This window comes from Pseudoalteromonas sp. G5_S1_54_S4, assembly GCF_054968565.1.
Genome location: NZ_JBQKUL010000029.1, coordinates 25,519 through 44,349, shown reverse-complemented (window position 1 = coordinate 44,349; position 18,831 = coordinate 25,519). Strand labels below are relative to the sequence as shown.

13 protein-coding genes are annotated in these 18,831 nt (G+C 40.2%); 6 read left to right on the top strand and 7 right to left on the bottom strand.

The genetic code is table 11. From position 1 onward, the window contains the following. Positions 1 to 281: 281 nt before the first annotated feature. The 3 genes from ACTRWE_RS12080 to ACTRWE_RS12070 all read left to right on the top strand — a co-directional run bounded on the left by ACTRWE_RS12080 (position 282) and on the right by ACTRWE_RS12070 (position 5,643). The gene (locus tag ACTRWE_RS12080; RefSeq protein WP_262976555.1) at positions 282 to 710 is read left to right on the top strand and encodes a hypothetical protein; all 429 of its coding nucleotides are present in this window, start codon (positions 282 to 284) and stop codon (positions 708 to 710) included. 752 nt (positions 711 to 1,462) lie between these two features. After that, complete coding sequence (locus ACTRWE_RS12075; protein ID WP_462880083.1) at positions 1,463 to 4,168, top strand: TonB-dependent receptor; 2,706 nt, start codon at positions 1,463 to 1,465, stop codon at positions 4,166 to 4,168. A gap of 107 nt (positions 4,169 to 4,275) precedes the next feature. After that, a complete protein-coding gene (locus ACTRWE_RS12070) occupies positions 4,276 to 5,643 on the top strand; it encodes a hypothetical protein (protein WP_262977286.1) in 1,368 nt (455 codons plus the stop codon). Positions 5,644 to 5,666: 23 nt separating this feature from the next. Here ACTRWE_RS12070 and ACTRWE_RS12065 read toward each other — a convergent pair whose 3' ends face one another. The 6 genes from ACTRWE_RS12065 to ACTRWE_RS12040 form a co-directional block, all read right to left on the bottom strand. Next, the gene (locus tag ACTRWE_RS12065) at positions 5,667 to 5,921 is read right to left on the bottom strand and encodes an outer membrane protein assembly factor BamE (protein ID WP_262977285.1); all 255 of its coding nucleotides are present in this window, start codon (positions 5,919 to 5,921) and stop codon (positions 5,667 to 5,669) included. A 16-nt stretch (positions 5,922 to 5,937) separates the two neighbouring features. Continuing rightward, positions 5,938 to 6,774, bottom strand: coding sequence for a peptidoglycan binding protein CsiV (locus tag ACTRWE_RS12060; protein WP_262977284.1), 837 nt, complete (start codon positions 6,772 to 6,774; stop codon positions 5,938 to 5,940). Beyond that, the gene (mfd, locus tag ACTRWE_RS12055) at positions 6,774 to 10,247 is read right to left on the bottom strand and encodes a transcription-repair coupling factor (RefSeq protein WP_262977283.1); all 3,474 of its coding nucleotides are present in this window, start codon (positions 10,245 to 10,247) and stop codon (positions 6,774 to 6,776) included. The genes ACTRWE_RS12060 and mfd overlap by 1 nt, the downstream gene beginning before the upstream one ends. A gap of 50 nt (positions 10,248 to 10,297) precedes the next feature. Continuing rightward, positions 10,298 to 11,191: a carbon-nitrogen hydrolase gene (locus ACTRWE_RS12050; RefSeq protein WP_064662847.1), complete on the bottom strand. Its 894-nt coding sequence runs from the start codon at positions 11,189 to 11,191 to the stop codon at positions 10,298 to 10,300. Beyond that, positions 11,188 to 12,243 carry an agmatine deiminase family protein gene (locus ACTRWE_RS12045; protein ID WP_262977282.1) on the bottom strand — a complete coding sequence of 352 codons (1,056 nt, stop codon included), beginning with the start codon at positions 12,241 to 12,243 and terminating at the stop codon, positions 11,188 to 11,190. The genes ACTRWE_RS12050 and ACTRWE_RS12045 overlap by 4 nt, the downstream gene beginning before the upstream one ends. Positions 12,244 to 12,357: 114 nt before the next feature. After that, positions 12,358 to 12,966, bottom strand: a complete 609-nt coding sequence (locus ACTRWE_RS12040; protein ID WP_024601385.1) for a PilZ domain-containing protein — start codon at positions 12,964 to 12,966, stop codon at positions 12,358 to 12,360. A 300-nt stretch (positions 12,967 to 13,266) separates the two neighbouring features. On the opposite strand from ACTRWE_RS12040, the gene ACTRWE_RS12035 reads away from it, so the two are divergent. Genes ACTRWE_RS12035 through ACTRWE_RS12025 form a run of 3 tightly spaced genes read left to right on the top strand, consistent with a single transcriptional unit; the run spans position 13,267 to position 17,939 of the window. Further along, a complete protein-coding gene (locus tag ACTRWE_RS12035; RefSeq protein WP_013464680.1) occupies positions 13,267 to 13,824 on the top strand; it encodes an RNA polymerase sigma factor in 558 nt (185 codons plus the stop codon). Next, positions 13,821 to 14,897: a FecR family protein gene (locus tag ACTRWE_RS12030; protein WP_462880082.1), complete on the top strand. Its 1,077-nt coding sequence runs from the start codon at positions 13,821 to 13,823 to the stop codon at positions 14,895 to 14,897. The genes ACTRWE_RS12035 and ACTRWE_RS12030 overlap by 4 nt, the downstream gene beginning before the upstream one ends. A gap of 9 nt (positions 14,898 to 14,906) precedes the next feature. After that, positions 14,907 to 17,939 carry a TonB-dependent receptor plug domain-containing protein gene (locus ACTRWE_RS12025; protein ID WP_462880081.1) on the top strand — a complete coding sequence of 1,011 codons (3,033 nt, stop codon included), beginning with the start codon at positions 14,907 to 14,909 and terminating at the stop codon, positions 17,937 to 17,939. Positions 17,940 to 18,365: 426 nt separating this feature from the next. On the opposite strand, the gene ACTRWE_RS12020 is transcribed toward ACTRWE_RS12025, so the two are convergent. Beyond that, positions 18,366 to 18,809: a ferritin-like domain-containing protein gene (locus ACTRWE_RS12020; protein ID WP_024601388.1), complete on the bottom strand. Its 444-nt coding sequence runs from the start codon at positions 18,807 to 18,809 to the stop codon at positions 18,366 to 18,368. Positions 18,810 to 18,831: the final 22 nt, after the last annotated feature.

Genomic DNA, 18,831 nt, shown 5'->3' with positions numbered 1-18,831 from the left:
TAGGACCTACTATTATTCCAAAGTATACTATCTAAAACCCACAATATGTGGTTGTTAAAGATAATAATCTCAAGAAATACTTGTTTTTTTTGCGGTTGAAATGATAAATTTTTTGGCCTTAAAAAGATAGGTCAATTGCGTAATAATATGACATCAATCAAACTTTATTAACTTGCTGTCTATTTTTTGAGGTGATTTGTACCTTACTTGCCCATTAAAGCCGATAATCAACCAACGTGTCCAAATGTTGGACTAATACATTAGATACTTTGAGAACCTGCATGTATATATATAGAGTATGTTTACTTTCTTTTCTACTATTCTTACTAGGTTGTGACTTTTCTGGATCAACACCAACACCAAAAGTAAATCAATCACAAACAGAGTGTAAAAATAACAACCCGTGTATTTTTCCAAATCAAGTTAAAGTTTGGCTAAGCGAAGAAACCCTATCACCAGAGACACCGTTTTCAATTTACACTCAGTTTCCGACTGGTGTAACAATAACTGCAGCTAAATTAGAAGGCGTTAGCATGTATATGGGTTACATTCCCGTACAATTTAAAAATCAGGGCAGCGTTTGGGTAGCTAATACTATGGTAGGGATTTGCTCAGAAAAGAACATGGTGTGGAAGCTTATTCTTACTACTGTCGATACAAACACTGGCATAAGTGAAAATGTTGAATATTTTTTTAACGTTACCTATTAAAGGCTTTCTACTCAGGCGTGGGTTTTAACTGCGCCATTCCCGTAAAATTATAGCGGCAAAGCCAAATGCCTCACATTTAATAGTTATTTGCAATTAAAGTCTATCTGATAAAATAACCATTCTTAATATAGCTTTTACATATCCATTTACCTTCCAAGTTTATAACTTAAGCTCTGCTTGGCTTACTTATTCAATTGTGCTCATACGTGCAATAAAGCACCCATGTCATTAATATGTAGATTTATCTAATGGATCCACTTTGATAGCCGTTTTTAGTTTAAGCAGCCCGTCTTAAACCTTCAATACACATAAAATTTGCATGATTAAAACTTATAACAAAAAAATTCAGACTAAATAAACAATCTACTTGCATAAATATGGTTAGTAATTAACACCTAGTTTTACCGTTTTAATAACGAGCTGTGATTAACATGTTAATTTTCCTGTTTAGGGCACATTATTGTAATAATTACATTTGATTACAAACTCTACTCATTTGATTTCAGCTGTGTTTTTTATGTGATTGCTTGGTCTTTAGTTTATGATTTTTAAATGTTTTTATTAATTAACAATGAAACATACTGTAACCTTTGTTCCTTTCGTGGGACGTCTTAATTTTCATTGATTGCATGGTGATCGTTCGTTAAGTTTTCATTCAGTTAAAGGCGCCTAAGTTGCTCTCGCTCACTCAAAATTCTCATAAAAGTGAGCATTACCAATTTAGGTAAATTTTCAACAAGTAGGGTTCATCCATGAAAAAATCAACTCTTGGTTTAGCTGTAATTGCAGCGATCCCAATGTTCTCAAGTGTTCAGGTTTTAGCTGCAGACGAAGCAGCAAAGTCAATTGAAAAAATTCAAGTAACGGGTTCTCGTATCAAGCGTTCAGATATGGAAAACGCAAGCCCTGTTACACTTATCGGTGCAGACGACATCAAAGCAATGGGCGCTACAAGTATTGATAGCGTATTACAGAAAATGACCGCTACAGGCGGTGCAATGACAAACCCAGGCGTTAATAATGGTTCTGGTGGTAATGCCCGCATAGACCTTCGCGGTCTGGGTTCAAGTCGTACTCTAGTACTTGTAAACGGTCGTCGCATGATTGCATCGGGTACTGGTGCAGCATCAACTGTTGACTTAAATACAATCCCTGTTTCTATGATCAAATCAGTGGAAGTACTAAAAGATGGCGCTTCTGCAGTTTATGGTACTGATGCAGTTGCTGGCGTAGTAAATATTATCCTAAAAGATAATTTTGAAGGCCTAGACATGAATGTTAATTCAGCAATTACTGGTGAAGGTGACGCAACAGAGAACTCAATTGATTTCACTGTTGGTAGCTCATTCGATAAAGGTAACATTGTTATCGGCATGCAATACACTGATCGTGGTAAAGCATCTCAAGCTGATCGTGATTTCTCAAACTGCCCAATTGCTGAAGGTGCTAACGGTTTATATTGCACTGGTTCTTCATACAATGAAGGTGGTCATATCTGGAATGGTACAAGCGAGAAAGGGACTATCCTTGATGCTAAAGGTGAAGAAATGCAAGTATCTCTAATCAATGATAATGGTGTAACAGGACGTGGTGGCGATTACCATCGTTATACTAACGAAGATGCTTATAACTATTCACCAGCAAGCTACCTGTACACGCCAATGGAGCGTTTAAACTTAACAGGTATCGCTACATACGAACTATCTGATGACACGAGTGTATTTGCTGAGTTTACTTATACGAAGCGTTGGTCAGAGCAACAGATGGCACCACAGCCAGTTTGGTTTGATTTTGAGTACGACACTGCGACTATGGGTAACTCATTATTAAGTCAAAGCTATGATAAGCGTGTTGATTTAGATGGTGACGGCTATTTAGATAAAGATGCTGATGGTAATTACATCACACAAGAAACGAATTACGTAAATGGTGATGCAATTTCTTACGGCCGTCGTATGTCTGACACCGGCGCGCGTTACTTTGAACAATCAGTTGATACTGTTCGTGCAGTAGTGGGCGCTGAAGGTTTTGTTGGTGATTACTCTTGGGACGTGTCAGCGAACTTCGGCCGTAATGACTCTGTTGACAAGCTAAGCAACTTACACAATATGGGTGCTATTCAAGATCAAATCCTTGAAGGTAAATTTAACCCACTTGATCAATCAGCTTGGGTTTCTGAAGATTTCCGCAAAAATGTGTACACTGAAGTTAATAACGGCGGAAGCCAGCTGTTTATTCTTTCAGCATCTGTATCGGGTGAGTTATTCGAATTACCAGCAGGTTACTCTGCATTTGCTGCAGGCATAGAGCGTCGTCAAGAAAAAGCATGGTTTACACCTGACTCTTTAACTGCACAAGGCCTTGCAAACGACCCTATGGTTGAGCCAACAGCCGGCGGTTTTGACGTAAACGAAGCTTATGTTGAATTTGCTATACCTCTACTAGCAGATGCTCCTCTTGCACAAAATGTTGAATTAAGTGCAGCTATTCGTGCATTTGATTACAGCACATTTGGTTCAGATGAAACTTGGAAACTAGGTCTTACTTGGAAAGTAAATGATGAACTAATGCTACGTAGCGTCGTTTCAACAGCATTCCGTGCGCCAACGGTTTCTGAGTTGTACTCTGGCAATTCACCATCGTTTGACCAAATTGATTATCCAGGTGCTCAAGACCAAGCAGAAGTAACTGTGGGTGGTAATGATTCACTTACTCCTGAAGAAGCAGATACTTTAACTGCTGGTGTCGTATACGAGCCACAATGGCTTGACGGCTTCTCAATGACGCTTGATTACTATGAAATCGATATTGAAAATGCAATCACTAAAGTAGATAGCCAATATATTGTTGATCAGTGTTTAAATAATGGTACAAATGCTAGCACTGCACTTTGTCAGTCAGCAGGCGTATCTATGGATGCAACTGGCCGTGTTAAATTCAATAATCAATTACAAAACGTTGGTTCTGAAAAAACATCTGGGGTTGATTTAAATCTTGCATACAGCTTTGAAGTGGCTGGCCTGAACTGGAAAACAAGCTTAGACACAACTTACTTAGATGAATATGTTGTAGAAGTTACTGGTGACCCAGTTGACTATGCAGGCATTATTACATCAGGAACGGGTGGATATGCTGACTTTAAATCTAACTTAACTGTAAGTGTTGCAGGCGATAACTGGGATGCACAATACCAAGCTCGTTACATAGCTGGTATGGATAGCTTCGCATGTATCGGAAAAGAAGATTCTTGTTATGCACCAAGCACTCCAACAGTAGTTTACCATGATATCAGCGGTAATTACTTAGTGAATGACACAGTAACTTTATCTGCAGGTGTAAACAACTTATTTGATAAGCAACCTCCTTACTACACAGGTAATAACGATTCAAATACTGACCCGTACACATACGATGTACTAGGTCGTCGTTTCTTCGCAGGTGTAAACGTTAAATTCTAATTTTAACTAATTAGAACCATTAAAAGGCCTAGTATTTACTAGGCCTTTTTTGTTGAACAAAATTAAAGAGGCACGTAAACTCATGTAGATAATCAAAGGAGGCATCATTGTTAAAGCAAGACGAAAATTTATCGTTTGTTATTGAACCGCAATTATCACCGCGTGCAGAGCAGCGTCTCGATCTTTATTTTTCTATCCCAAATGAAATGGGTATTAATGCACAAACACTTAGCGAAGAGTCTTACTTTAATAATCAATTTAAATCTTTTGTAGCCTACAACGCTAATAATATCCATCTTCCATTGGTAAGAAGCCGCTTTGTGAGTAAAAACAAAGGGGAGCAACAAGACTACCGACAAAATCTAAATTTATATTGTTATCAAGTACGCCTTGCTATTGATGCTGATATTAAAGATGCGTTAAAAATTCAAGAAAGCGATGAATTTTATCAACGGGCTATGGAGCTTTGCGAGCAAAGCCAAAGTCTACTCAGAAAACTCAGACGTTACACCCCTGATAACGAAAAGCTGATCCCGTTTTATACCAATGCCGATAACTACCTAAGCTGGCAGATTGAACAAACGTTTTTAAAGCTGCTTGATGAAGGGCCGCGTAGTAGCGATCACGCTAAAGAGCGAAATGACTTATTAAACTTTTGTAAGTCAGAAAGTGAGTACCGAGCAGAGCAACAATATAATTCTGACCCAACACTTAAAGACGCCAACAGAATCACCAATAAAATGCGCCTATTGCAGCGTTTAATAGAGCATGGGGTGATTTTACAGCGCCAAACCCGTTATCTTAATAGTTATTTAAAACGCTTGGTAAAAGGCTCTGTAACAGCCGTTATAATGGCTTTTGTGATGGTGGTTATTTTAAATGCACGTTCTACCTTTACTGAAATAACCGCTTCATTGATTTTGATTTTAGGGGTTATTTACGGGTTAAGAGAGATATTTAAAGAGGATATCACTCGTATTATTTGGCGTGCTATTGTGCGAGGGCGGCCAAAATGGCGCTTTATTTTTAAAAACAGTATCACAAAAGATAAAGTAGCGAGCCAGTTTATTTGGTTAGAATATACGCGGTTTAAAAAAATCCCTAAAGAAGTGAGGAAAATTTTTTCTAAGCGTCGTCAGCAAAACAAACAGGCGGCGCAATGGCTGCATTTTGCTAGTGAAACCCGGGTAAGTGCTAAAGAATTTTTGCCAGGCTACGATAGCTTGCAGCAAACGCTGCAATTTAATCTCGCGCCGTTTGCACGTTATTTAAAAAAAGGGGAAGGGAAGCTCTATCATTTAGAAAACAATAAAATTTCTAAACAGGGAGTAGAAAGGCGCTATCAGTTAAACATGGTATTGGTTCTAACCGAACCGGATAAAACGCTCTATCAGCGTTACAAAATCACTTTAAACCGCAGTAAAATAGTCAACATAGAGCTTATTTACACCAGCGATGCAAAAAAAGAGGAATAACATACGTTATTCCTTTGTTGTCCTTATTTATCCGTTAGCCCTTTTTTGCTGAAAAGCGTTACTTTGTCTGATACCAGGGTAATTTCGATGTTTTTAGCGTCATCACCCCAAGTACAGCTAGTATGTAATGTTTTTTCTACACAGTTATCAGCACTGCCTAAAAGTGCTTCAACTTCTGTTTTGTCCATACCAATTTTAATTTTTTCGTAATTTTCCATGCTTACTTTTGAACAAGCAGCAAGACTCAGTGCTGCAGCAATTATTAGGAGCTTCTTCATAATTATTTTCCTACTGTTAATGGTTAAATTTTCGAATTTGTACAATCATACCCATACGTGGATGATCAAAGTAATGAATATCTTCGCTGAAAACGCGTCTAAATTGTGAAAAACGGGCTGATTCTAGCTCACCATTATCTTGCTTTTCACTAATATCGAAATCCGCATTAATGTATAAATAATGGCGTAAATGTATTTTCAATAAGCCATCTAACTCCCATTTCATGGTCGGAGACTGTGCTTCATTAAACAATGGCTCAGGAGTATCAAGTAAGCTAATAAAGTCGGAATTGGCGTAACTAAAACCGGTGTTCATATTGTTTTTTAATTGGTTGCCTGCAAATAAGTGCATACTAGGGGAGCGTGATTGACTTGCGCCTTCAAACCGCCAGCCGGTATGTAATATAGGGGTGAGTCCTTTGCGGTCTAAAGCTTGGCGTTGTTGTTCAAACTGCAGTTGTTCAGGAGCGAGCAGGTAAGTTTGCTCCATCGTATCTTGTACTGGTGCTTGAGGGGTTACTGGCAGCACATCGTAACTTTTTACATAATCAATGCTGTCATTACACGCTGCAGACTGTGGGTTTGAATTAACCAAAGTGTCAGCAAATGTACGTGTTTGAAAGCGTGGGTCACCGTTTATACACGCGTCCATTGCTTGGTTTTTATAAGCAGAGGCCAATAAATCTAAGGTGTTTTTATCTTCAATGGCGTCATGCTTTAAGCTAAAGTCTTCTTGTAAGTAAGGAGCAGGGTGCTGTTTAAATATTAACACCTCTACTTCAAACCAGCGCTCTGCAAATGCAGTACTGCTAAATAAGCAGCATAAAATAACCAGCGATTTTTTCAGCAACATTAATGGCTAACCTTTTTTTCGAAATCTGCAATCATAGCAGTGATCATTTTTAAGCGTTCACGGGCATTCGCCTCGCTAATGGCAAAGCGTAATTTATTTGCGCCATCCATTTTATAAATGTGTGGCGCACTTTGTATCAAACCAATAATGAAGCTAGGATTAACCTTGGTATTTTGACTAAACTCAAAGTAGCCTCCTTTCGGGTTAGCTTCTATTTTGGTTATGCCCAAATTGCTCGCCTGCATTTTTAGTTGTTGTAAACTAAATAGGTTTTTAGCTGCATCAGGTAATAAACCAAAGCGGTCTATCAATTCTACTTGCAGTTCATCAATATCAGCAAGGTTAGCACAACTTGCTACACGCTTGTACATACCTAAACGCGCGTTAACATCATGAATATAATCATCAGGTAACAAGGCAGGTAGCTTTAAATCAACTTCGGTTTGTTTTTGTAATAGATTTTCAAGGGTTGGCTCTTGACCATTTTTAAGCGCGTTAACAGCCTGTTCAAGCATTTCCATGTATAAATTAAAGCCAATGGTTTGCATTTGTCCAGATTGATCGTCTCCTAATAGCTCACCGGCACCACGAATTTCTAAATCGTGGGTTGCTAAGGCAAAGCCTGCGCCTAAATCTTCTAATGAGGCAATGGCATCTAAACGCTTTTTCGCATCTTTAGAGAGCGCTTTAGGGTTACCTGTGAGTAAATAAGCATAGGCTTGGTGATGACTTCTACCAACACGTCCGCGTAGTTGATGCAGCTGAGCAAGACCGAGTTTATCGGCTCTGTCCATAATAATGGTATTTGCTGTGGGTACATCAATGCCGGTTTCAATAATCGTAGTACATACCAGTACATTGTATTTTTGGTGATAAAAATCGGTCATGATCTGCTCAAGCTCTTGCTCTCGCATTTGCCCGTGGGCTGAGGTAACTGTTGCCTCAGGCACCCATTCGCTAATTTCTTGAGCAACACGCTCAATGGTTTCTACATTGTTGTGTAAAAAGTACACCTGGCCGCCGCGTTTAATTTCACGCAGTACCGCTTCGCGAATAAGCTCTTCGTCGCGTTGGCGCACAAAAGTTTTAACGGCTAAGCGTTTAGCTGGTGGGGTAGCAATAATAGATAAATCGCGCATACCACTCATGGCCATATTTAAAGTACGGGGGATAGGCGTAGCGGTCAGGGTGAGTATGTCAACATCAGCTCTCAGGGCTTTAATTTTTTCTTTTTGGCGCACCCCAAATCGGTGTTCTTCATCAACAATTAACAGGCCTAAATCTTTAAAGTTGATGTCTTGTTGAATTAGTTTGTGCGTGCCAATAACCACGTCAAGCTTGCCATTACTCATTTTTTCAAGGGTTTCTTTTTGCTCTTTAGTTGAGTTAAACCGAGACAATACACCCACTTCAATTGGAAAATCAGCAAAGCGGTCTTTAAAGTTATCGTAGTGTTGTTGAGCAAGTAGGGTGGTAGGGACTAAAATAGCCACCTGCTTATTATCGTTAACCGCAACAAACGCTGCACGCATTGCTACTTCGGTTTTACCAAAGCCTACATCACCACAGACTAAGCGATCCATGGCTTGTTTTGATTGCATATCACCCAGTACAGCTTCAATAGCGTTACGTTGATCATCCGTTTCTTCAAACGGGAAGCTATCACTAAATTGACGATAAGCTTGGCCATCCAGCGTAAATTTATTACCCGGCTTTGCTTGGCGCTGAGCGTAGATATCGAGCAATTCAGCAGCGACATCGCGTACTTTTTCAGCGGCGCGTTTTTTTGCCTTATCCCACGCATCAGAGCCGAGCTTATGCAGTGGGGCACTGGCTTCTTCACCGCCAGAGTAACGGCTAAGCATATGAAGCGCTGATACCGGCACATAGAGCTTTGCTTCACCGGCATAAATAATGGTTACAAATTCAGTAACCACACCGGCAGCATCAATTGTTTGCAGTCCTTGATAACGGCCAACACCATGGTCAAGGTGCACAACCGGTTGGCCTTCTTTTAACTCTGCTAAGTTACGAATTAGCGCATCTTGGCTTGCTTCATATTTGTGCTTACGGCGTCTGCGTTGTGATACTTTAATTCCAAGCAATTCTTGCTCAGTAATAATGCTCAGGCTAGGTTTTGTGCTAAGCACGACACTTTGTTCAAGTGGGCTTACAATTAAGCCAACGTCACTACTGCTGTTGGTAAATTGCTCAAAAGTATCAAATTCTTTAAATTTTAAGCCGCTGGGTCTTAATATACTCAGTAAGGATTCACGTCGACCATCCGACTCAACACTAATGACAACTCGGCCTTTTTTCTTTTTTTGCTCTGCCACATAGCTAATGAATGCGTTGTAAGGTTCATGTTGTTTATGATCAATGCGGACATTGGGTAATTCATTAACGGCAAGGTTTTTATTGCCGGCTTTAGTACCTAATTTTGCTTGCGATAAACGAATGCGGCCATAATTACCTAAGTTTGAAAATAGCTCATTGATTGGCTGGTACAATTCATCCGGTGGTAAAAGTGGGCGCAAGGGGTCCACACGGCGGTTTTCATAGCGTACATTAACATCGTGCCAAAAATTATCCGCCGCATGTTCTAAATCGCCTAATTGCATCACGGTTGTTGATTCAGGCAAATAGTCAAAAATAGTCGCCAAGCCATCAAAAAATAATGGCATGTAGTATTCAATACCTCCAGGCCAATTACCTTTACTAACTTGCATATAGACAGAGTCTTGCTCTGCGCTTGCGCCAAACTTTTCACGATAGTTTATTCTAAAGCGTTCAATATCCGTGTCGTTAGTGGGGAATTCATGGGCAGGGAGTAACTCAATTTTTTCAACTTTTTCGTCTGAGCGTTGTGTTTCCACATCAAATAAGCGAATGGTATCAAGCTCGTCATCAAAAAAATCGAGCCTAAATGGGTGTTTACTGCCCATCGGATATAAATCAACAATAGAGCCACGTATTGCATATTCGCCATGCTCCATAACTTGTTGCACGTGCATGTAACCCGCTTGCTCTAAGTTTTCACGCAAAGCGTGGGTGTCTAATCTATCGCCCACTTTAAAATTAAGCGTTGAACCGTATATAAACGAAGCTGGGGCCGTGCGCAGCATCAGCGTTGATACAGGCATAATGAGCACGCTTTGTTGCTCGTTTTTCAGGGTATTAAGTGTTGCTAAGCGCGCGGAAATAATATCTTGATGGGGAGAGAAATGATCATAAGGCAATGTCTCCCAATCCGGAAATATCATTACCGGGTTATCCGGAAGCAAATACTCTAATTCGGTTTCAAGGCGCAAAGCACTTGGTGTATCTGGCGTAACTATTAACACTAAGTTATCTTGTTGTTTTACACCTTGTGCAATGGCAATGCTCAAGCCACTGCCTAAAAGCTCGCCCCATTGAATTTTATCTTTTTGAGATTTTACCCAAGGCAAGGCTGCCCATTGCTCAAACGCCATTAATTACTCCATTAAATTAGGCTCTTAGCTGCTAAGAGCCATACTATTATTTAGTCGCGATAGATTTTTGTTAAATCTTGATAATGATCAATTCTGCGGTCGCGTAAATACGGCCAGATACGTCTTACGTTCTCGCTGCGTTTTTGATCAAGTTCAACCATTAATATTTGTTCACTTTGGTTATCAGCCTCTGCCAATATTTCGCCTTGGGGACCTGCAATAAACGAGTTACCCCAAAATAGAATGCCGTCACTTTGTCCACTCGGGTCGCGCTCAAGACCAACACGATTACAGCTAATCACTGGAACGCCATTGGCTACCGCATGGGCTCGTTGGCTAATAACCCAAGCATCTTTTTGGCGGGTTTGCTCATCTTTATCATCGCGTGGATCCCAGCCAATGGCTGTTGGATAAATTAAAAGCTCTGCACCTGCCATCGCCATTAAACGCGCCGCTTCAGGAAACCACTGATCCCAACACACCAGTACGCCAAGTTTGCCCACTGAGGTTTGAATAGGCTCAAAGCCTAAGTCGCCAGGAGTAAAGTAAAACTTTTCATAAAAGCCAGGGTCATCCGGTATATGCATTTTACGGTATTTACCGGCAATACTGCCGTCTTTTTCGAGCACCACTGCGGTATTGTGATAAAGGCCTGTAGCGCGCTTTTCAAATAAAGACGCGACAATCACGATACCAAGCTCTTTAGCAAGTTCACCTAACGTATTACTACTCGGCCCAGGTATTGTTTCGGCTAAATCAAAGACGTCGACATCTTCGGTTTGGCAAAAGTATAAACTACGGTGTAACTCTTGTAGCACAACAAGTTGTGCACCTTGACTGGCTGCATCGCGAATGCCAGCAATTGATTTTTCAATATTGTGTTCAGCGTTGTCACTGTTGCTTTGTTGCACTAAGGCAACTGATAAATTTGCAGGGCTTGTCATTGTGCTGCTCCAGCTAAAAATCCACGAGGTAATTGCATTGTAATGCAGTGAAGACTGCCAAATTGCTCAATAATAGGTAAACAATTTACCCCAATAATTGTGTGACCTGGGTATGCTTTTTGAACCTGTGTTAACGCGCGTTGGTCGTTTACATCGTTATAAGTAGGCACTAATACCGCATTGTTAATAATTAAGTAATTTGCATAGGTGGCGGGTAAGCGCGTGTTTTCATCATCGTACACGGCTTTTGGCCATGGCAACTCAATTAGCTTATATGGGGTGCGATCGGCAGTTTTAAAGCTTTGTAGTTGCTTTTGCATGGCATTAAGCGCGCTGAAGTGCTCATCGCTTTTATCGTCACATTGCACATACACAAGGGTATTATTTGGTGCAAAACGCACTAAGGTATCAATGTGGCTGTCGGTGTCGTCACCAGCTAGATAGCCATGATCAACCCATAAAAAATCTGTTGCGCCCAAGTGCGCTTTTAAAAGCGCTTCTATGTCACTTGGGTTTAAATTTGGGTTACGGTTTTTATTAAGCAAACATTCGCTGGTTGTTAGCAACACACCATGCTCGTTTATTTCAATACCGCCACCTTCAAGTACCATATCGAGCGCTTGATAGTGGTTTTTTTTGCTACTTAACTCTTTTACCAAAGTACGATTAATTTGATTATCTAATGCGCTTTCAAATTTATTGCCCCAACCATTGAAAGTAAAATCATATACTTTTAGTTGCTCAGGTGAGTCAATAGCGCTACAAGTAAGCGGGCCATGATCGCGAGCCCACGTATCATTGGTAGGGGTTACTACAAAATGAACACGATTCAAAGGGATGTTAGCGCTATTTAGCAATGCTGTAATATGCATTTTTAAGGCGCTATTATGCGCCACAATCACAAGCTTTTGCTGCGTTGTTATATGCTTAGCAAGCTCAATATATACAGGTTCTACACGGGCTAAATTATCAGCCCAATCTGTGTCTTTATGCGGCCATGTAAGCAGAACAGCGTCTTGCTCGGCCCATTCAGGTAAAAGTCTAAAGTTCATGGATTTTTAATACAAATAAAGATGGGGCTAGTTTAGCAGTTCAATTACTGCTAAGTCACTTCTAAATGAGCGTTTGGCTCACAATTTTAAAGCGATTTGAGAAGTAAATAAACGCTAGCTTTTATCGTTTGTACTCTCTTTGGCTTTTTCAAGTTGCTGGCGTTTTTTAAGCTGGCGAGTTTGCGCATGTAAGCTGGCTCTTACAACCAGCTCTTGGTCGCTGTCTCTTATTGATACAAATAACAGGGTATATTGGTAATGTTCATTATCTTGTTTTTCAATGGCAACCACTTCGCTATAACAATACACTGCAGAGGCCTCGTGTTGTAAAAAAAGTTTAGTACGAAACTTTTGCCCTAATGTATACAAATGTTCACTGGTAAACTTAATGCCGCCACCGCCGTAACTGTCGCAATAGATTGAGTTATCTTCTGGTTGTTCAGAGGCTAAAATATGACTCATGATCAAATCTATTTTGCGCGACTGAGCTTGTAAAAAAGTAGTTAGTTCTTGGGCAATATCACCTAAATTACGCAAAGGGCCTAAGGCGCTTTGCTCTAAACTGCTTACTTCGTTAGCAAGTTTAAATAAAGGCGGAATATCAGCCTCAAGTTCAGCTAAGCTTTTTGGCACAGCCGAATCATCTACGGCAAACAGATTGACGCGATTACTTTCATCAATTTGAAAATAAAGCTCAAAATCTGATAATTTTTGATTATTCATATGTAACTCCTATCCGTTAATAGTAGCGTTGCGACTACTAAATTACTACACAACACGCCAATAAAATTAAGCTAAATATCTGTTTGCCCTCATTATAAAAAGCCAAATCAACTAAAATTGCGCTAACTTTCAATATTTACCAAACAGGCATAATGATTAAAAAAGTTTTAAAAGGTAATACGTTTACATTGCACTATGTATGTTAGCAACTAATAAATAACCAATAATTAACAAAACTCCTTGTAATTAGCCCTAAAACTCGTAATCTTACGGTAATAATAATAACAAGGGACTACCCACGTGGCTCGAGGACTTAAATTAGCCAGTACATTCTCAGACATATCCACGCAACTGCGGCGCTTCGTGTCTAAAATTGTGTTGCCTGACGATGTTGATGATATTGTTCAAGAAACCTTTGTTAAAAGTTATGAAGCTGAATTAAAGCAAGATATTCAATACACCCGTAGCTACATGTTAAAAACAGCTAAACACCTAGCACTTAATCATATAGCTAAATGGGATAATAAATTTAGTACCCCTTTAAATCACGAAACTGAACTCCCCAAATTGCTTAAATCAATGCAATTAGAAGACGAATACACCTCTAAAGAGCGTTTTTTATTATTTTGTCGGGCGACTGAGCAATTAAGTCCTGTTGTAAGAAAGTGCTTTATTTTAAAAAAAGTCTATGGAATGAGCCAAAAAGAGATCGCACAGCAAATGCAGCTAAGTCAAAGTACGGTAGAAAAACACATTGCCAAAGGGTTATTAAATACCATGCTATATATGCGCGAACAGTCACACGATGAGAGCGACCATTGCCAACAAAGTGCGGACATAATGAGGGCAGCAAAATGAATAACATCCATCAATTTACCTCAAAAGAATTAATATTAGAAAAAGCATCGCAATGGATCAGTGCTATTGACCGTGGCCTTACAAAAGAAGAGCAAGAACAATTTAAACTGTGGATGCTACAAAGTACTGCTCATCAAAATGCGGTGTATGAATTAGCTCAGCTTTGGGATGACCTGAGTGTACTTAATGAACTCAGCGTATTATTTCCAAATAAACAATCGGCTAATAGCAAAACAAAGCCTGCGTATGTATTTGGCATGGCAGCAAGTATTGTTGCTGCATTAATGATGTGCAGCTATTTATTGCTAAATATAGATAGCAATTTCAACAAAAATTTAGCCAAGGTAAATTATACAAAAATTTATAAAACAAAAGTTGGCGAGCAAGCAACCTATGTTTTACCAGATGGCACAATTGTACAACTTAATACCAATAGCTCATTGGAAGTCGCTTATAGCCAAGGCCGTAGGCAATTGTTACTAAGTCGTGGCGAGGGGCGTTTTAATGTTGCTAAAGATGCATTACGCCCATTCAGCGTGATGGCCGGTGATAAAAGCTTTACCGCTCTCGGCACTGTATTTAATGTGCAGCGCAATACTTCGTCAGATCTAGAGCTGGTTGTTACTGAGGGTAAAGTGATGATCACCGATCCTAGCGTTGCTGTTAATGCTGATGATTTTAAAGCGTATCAACAAGCTGATAATAACAATCATGAAATTCGTCAAATTAATGCCAATATTGTGATTTCCGGTGAAAAAGCCATTATTGAACAAAGCGTTACCAAACCAATCACACAGTTATCGGTTGATGATGTACAGCGTGACTTAGCTTGGCAAAATGGCATGTTGATATTTAATGGTGAGCAACTGGTTGATGCCTTAAACGAAGTCAGCCGTTATACCGCTACGCGGTTTGAACTATCATCTGATGAGTTAGCCCGTATAAAAGTGGCCGGTGTTTTTAAAGCGGGTGATGTGGCAGGGCTGTTAGAGAGCTTGCAAAATAATTTTTCGATTGAACATGAACGTTTAGGCGAGCATGTTGTTAGCCTAAAATATCAAAAAAAATCATAGGTAATCGTAATGAAAATCACACCATTGTTAATCAATGTTGCTCATAAGAGTGTAAAAAGTAATTTAAAGATTAAAAAAATGATAAAAAACTATAGAGGATTTTTGTTTGCTAACTGTTTATATAAGTTGCGCAGTAACCATACGTGCCATTTAACTCAATTTGGCCTTGTTGCACCGCTGTTTTTTAGTATCAGTGTGTATGCAAGTCAAACCGAGGGGCAAATGATGCAATTTGATATAAAAGCGCAACGAGCAGACAAAGCCTTAATAGAATTTGCTAAGCAAACAGAACAAACTGTGGTTTTTTCGTATGAACTTGCCAAGCAATACGAAGCAAATTCGTTGTATGGATTTTATTCTCAACTTGATGCACTAAAAGCATTACTGGCTGAGACACAGCTCGATGCGGTTGTTGATCAAAATGGTTTACTGAGTATTAAACTCAAACAAATCAATAGGAAAGATAACAACATGATGAAGCTTTCAGGAGTTAGTGCAGCTGTATTACCTGCTTTACTTGCAGTTAATTCACAAGGAATCAATGCCGCTGAACAAAGCGCAGAACAAAACATCGAAAAAATTGCTATTGTAGGTAGTCGTGTGGCAGGGCGCTCAGTTGAAGACTTACCTGTCCCCGTTGATATTTTAAGTGCAGAAGCACTCGAAAATACCGGCCAAACAGAAGTTGGCCGCATGCTTCAAGCTATTGCACCTTCTTTTAACTTTTCAAGTTCATCTATCAGTGATGGTACTGACGCATTAAGACCAGCAACGCTACGTGGCCTAGGGCCAGATCAAACGTTGGTATTGATCAATGGTAAGCGTCGTCACCAAGCCAGTATTATTCATATTAATACTTCGGTGGGGCGTGGTACGGCGGGTACCGATATGAACGCTATTCCAGCCTCAGCAATTAAACGTATTGAAGTACTGCGTGATGGCGCTGCGGCTCAATATGGTTCTGATGCAATTGCCGGTGTTATAAATATTGTGCTCAAAGATGGCAGCGAAGGTGGTAAAGCCGCTATTAACTACGGTGAGTATTCAGAAGGTGATGGCGAAACTGTTAACATCGACTTTAATAAAGGCTTTGCTTTAGGTGACAATGGTTATTTAAATACAACTATAAACTACCGTGACCGCGCACCAACTAACCGTGCAGGGCTTCATGGTTCATGTCAATTTTATGGTTGTACTGAGCTCAGTGACGGCACGTTACTGGCAGGCGACCCGCGTGAACTAACCGCGCCACGCGATACATTTAGAATTGGCGATGCCGACTCTCAACAATTTGGTTTAACGGTTAACACCGGCTACGAATTAGGAGCGGGTGAACTATACGGTTTTATTACCTACTCAACGCGTGATAACGAATCAGCAGCATTTTTCCGTCATAATGCCAATGCCGGTGGTAACCCAGTATTACAAGATGGTGATGCGACAGTTCCGGCTGGCTTTTTACCAAAAATAAACACTACGATTGACGATATTTCATATAATTTTGGTTATAAAACGCAGTTTGATAACGACTCAAGCTTAGACTTATCGTACACCTATGGTGAAAACAGCATTGATTACACCACTAGCGATACGATTAATGCCTCTTATGCCAACTTCTTACGTTACGACCAAGGCTTGAGCGCCGCAGATATTCGCGCCACTATTCCACGTGAAGGTTACGCGTATGGTATGGAGTTATCACTGCAAACAATTAATCTTGATTTTACTCAAAATTTTGATGATTACTCATTTGCAATGGGCGCAGAAATACGCACCGATGAGTACCGTATTCTAGAGGGCAGTGAATACGCATACCGCGATTACGATACCAACAATGGTGTTAATATTTATGATGGACTGAGCGGTGGTATTGGTAGCGAAAATGCATCAGGTGGCACACAAGGCTTTGGTGGTTCATCGCCAGCATCGTCGGTTGATGAGTCGCGCGATGTGATCTCGTTTTATTTAGACGTTGAAGCTTACGTTATTGAGGATGTGATTATCTCAGGGGCGTTACGTTACGATAATTACAAAGGATTTGGCGATACAGTTAACTTTAAACTCGCGGGTAACTGGTCATTAACCGAAGATATTTCACTTCGTGGTGCATTAAGTTCAGGCTTTAGAGCGCCTTCAATGCAGCAGTTGTACTTTAACAATATCAGCACGCAGTTTGTTGTTGGCCCTAATGGCAATTTAGTGGCTGAAGAAGTGGGCACGTTTAGAAACGATTCAACCCTGGCGCAAAGTTTAGGTATTCCTAAGTTAACAGAAGAGAAATCTCAAAACCGCAGTTTAGGTATTGTTTATAATGTAAGCGATAATATTAATGTAACGCTTGATTACTACTCAATCGATATTGACGACCGTATTGTAATTAGTAATCGCTTAGGCAAAGGTTTATCAAACAGCCTTGATGCCGCGTTACTGAGCTCGGGTGCTGGTGCAGGACAGTTTTTCTTAAATGGGGCTGACACAGAAACGCAAGGTATCGACTTTGTAGCTACATGGAATACAGAAGGCCTAGGCGGCACACTTGATTTTACATTAGCGGCCAACTTTACCGAAACCGATGTGGTGTCGTTATTTACACCTGCAGGTTCTGGTCTTGAAACCGTGCCAGTCGATGATGTGTTTTCTGATCAAGAAATTTCTATCATTGAAGAATGGCAACCAGAAGATCGCATTAACTTAAGTGCGCTTTATCGCCGTGACGATTGGACTGTTAATTTATCACTTAATCGTTTTGGTGAGTACACAGTTGAAGATGGCGGCCGCCAGACTTACGGTGCTGAAATTTTAACTGACATTAAAGTTAATTATTTTGTAACTGATAACTTATCGGTAAATATTGGCGCAAATAACTTATTTGATGTTTATCCAGATGAAAACACCATAGGTAATTCACGTTCAGGCACTATTGTAGATGCTCAAGGTAATACCATTGTCAGCAGTGATGGGGTATTTAAGTACTCTCGTCGTTCAGCGCCATTTGGTTTTAACGGTGCTTACTACTACGTAGGTGCAGAATACCGCTTTTAATAAGGGTCTGTTGACCTTTTTGGATTAAAATTTGTTCAAACTAGGAGCGGTTTAATCGCGGCGCGAGGTTTGTAACCTAGTGGGCTCGATAACTGCTCCTGCGTTATTCTACTGGCTTACATCCATGTAAGAATAAGTAAAAACCGAGCAAAGCTTCCGCGTCCTGCTCACGCCCCTTACCTACATCCATGTAGGCAACAAAGGGTAAATCGCCCCTAGGCAAAACCCTTCGGGCAGCGCCTGTTTGGTATTGATGCTGCGTTATCGCCTATTTATGGGGAATAACCACACCACATAGGCTCTGCCTTGCCTAAATACCAAACAGACTGCTGCAAATTCAACCTTAAAAGGTCAACAGACCCTAATAACTTTCCTATTGTTATTTAACAACCAAAGGGCCGTAAGGCCCTTTTATAGTTTTTAAACTTAATGTTTTTGCATTTTACTCATTTCAGCATGACAGCTTTGCATGGTAAGCAATACCTTTGACAGCGCCGCTTCACAATCATGTGATTGAGGCTTTTTTAACGCTGTTTTGATTTCTTCTAAGGTTTTATCTTCTACTTCTTCAAGCTCTTTAATGTAGGTTTGGTCGTTATCGCTAGTGAATGTACTGAGCAAAGCGGTAAATGCTCTGCGTGCTTCTACCGCGAACGAAGAGCCATCTTCACGTGCACCTTGTTGATTAATTGCATAGGGTTGTAAGCTTTCAACACTTACTTTGCGGGCGTCGATCATGCGCTGAAATAATGCACTTACGCTAGGATCTTGTACTTTATCTTGTGCTTTTTCGTAAAAGTCGATACCGCTATTCATTACTTGGATAATGTCGGTGATATGATTTATCTCTTGTCCTTGATGGGTGCTCATAATAATGACCTCTGTTAATTTA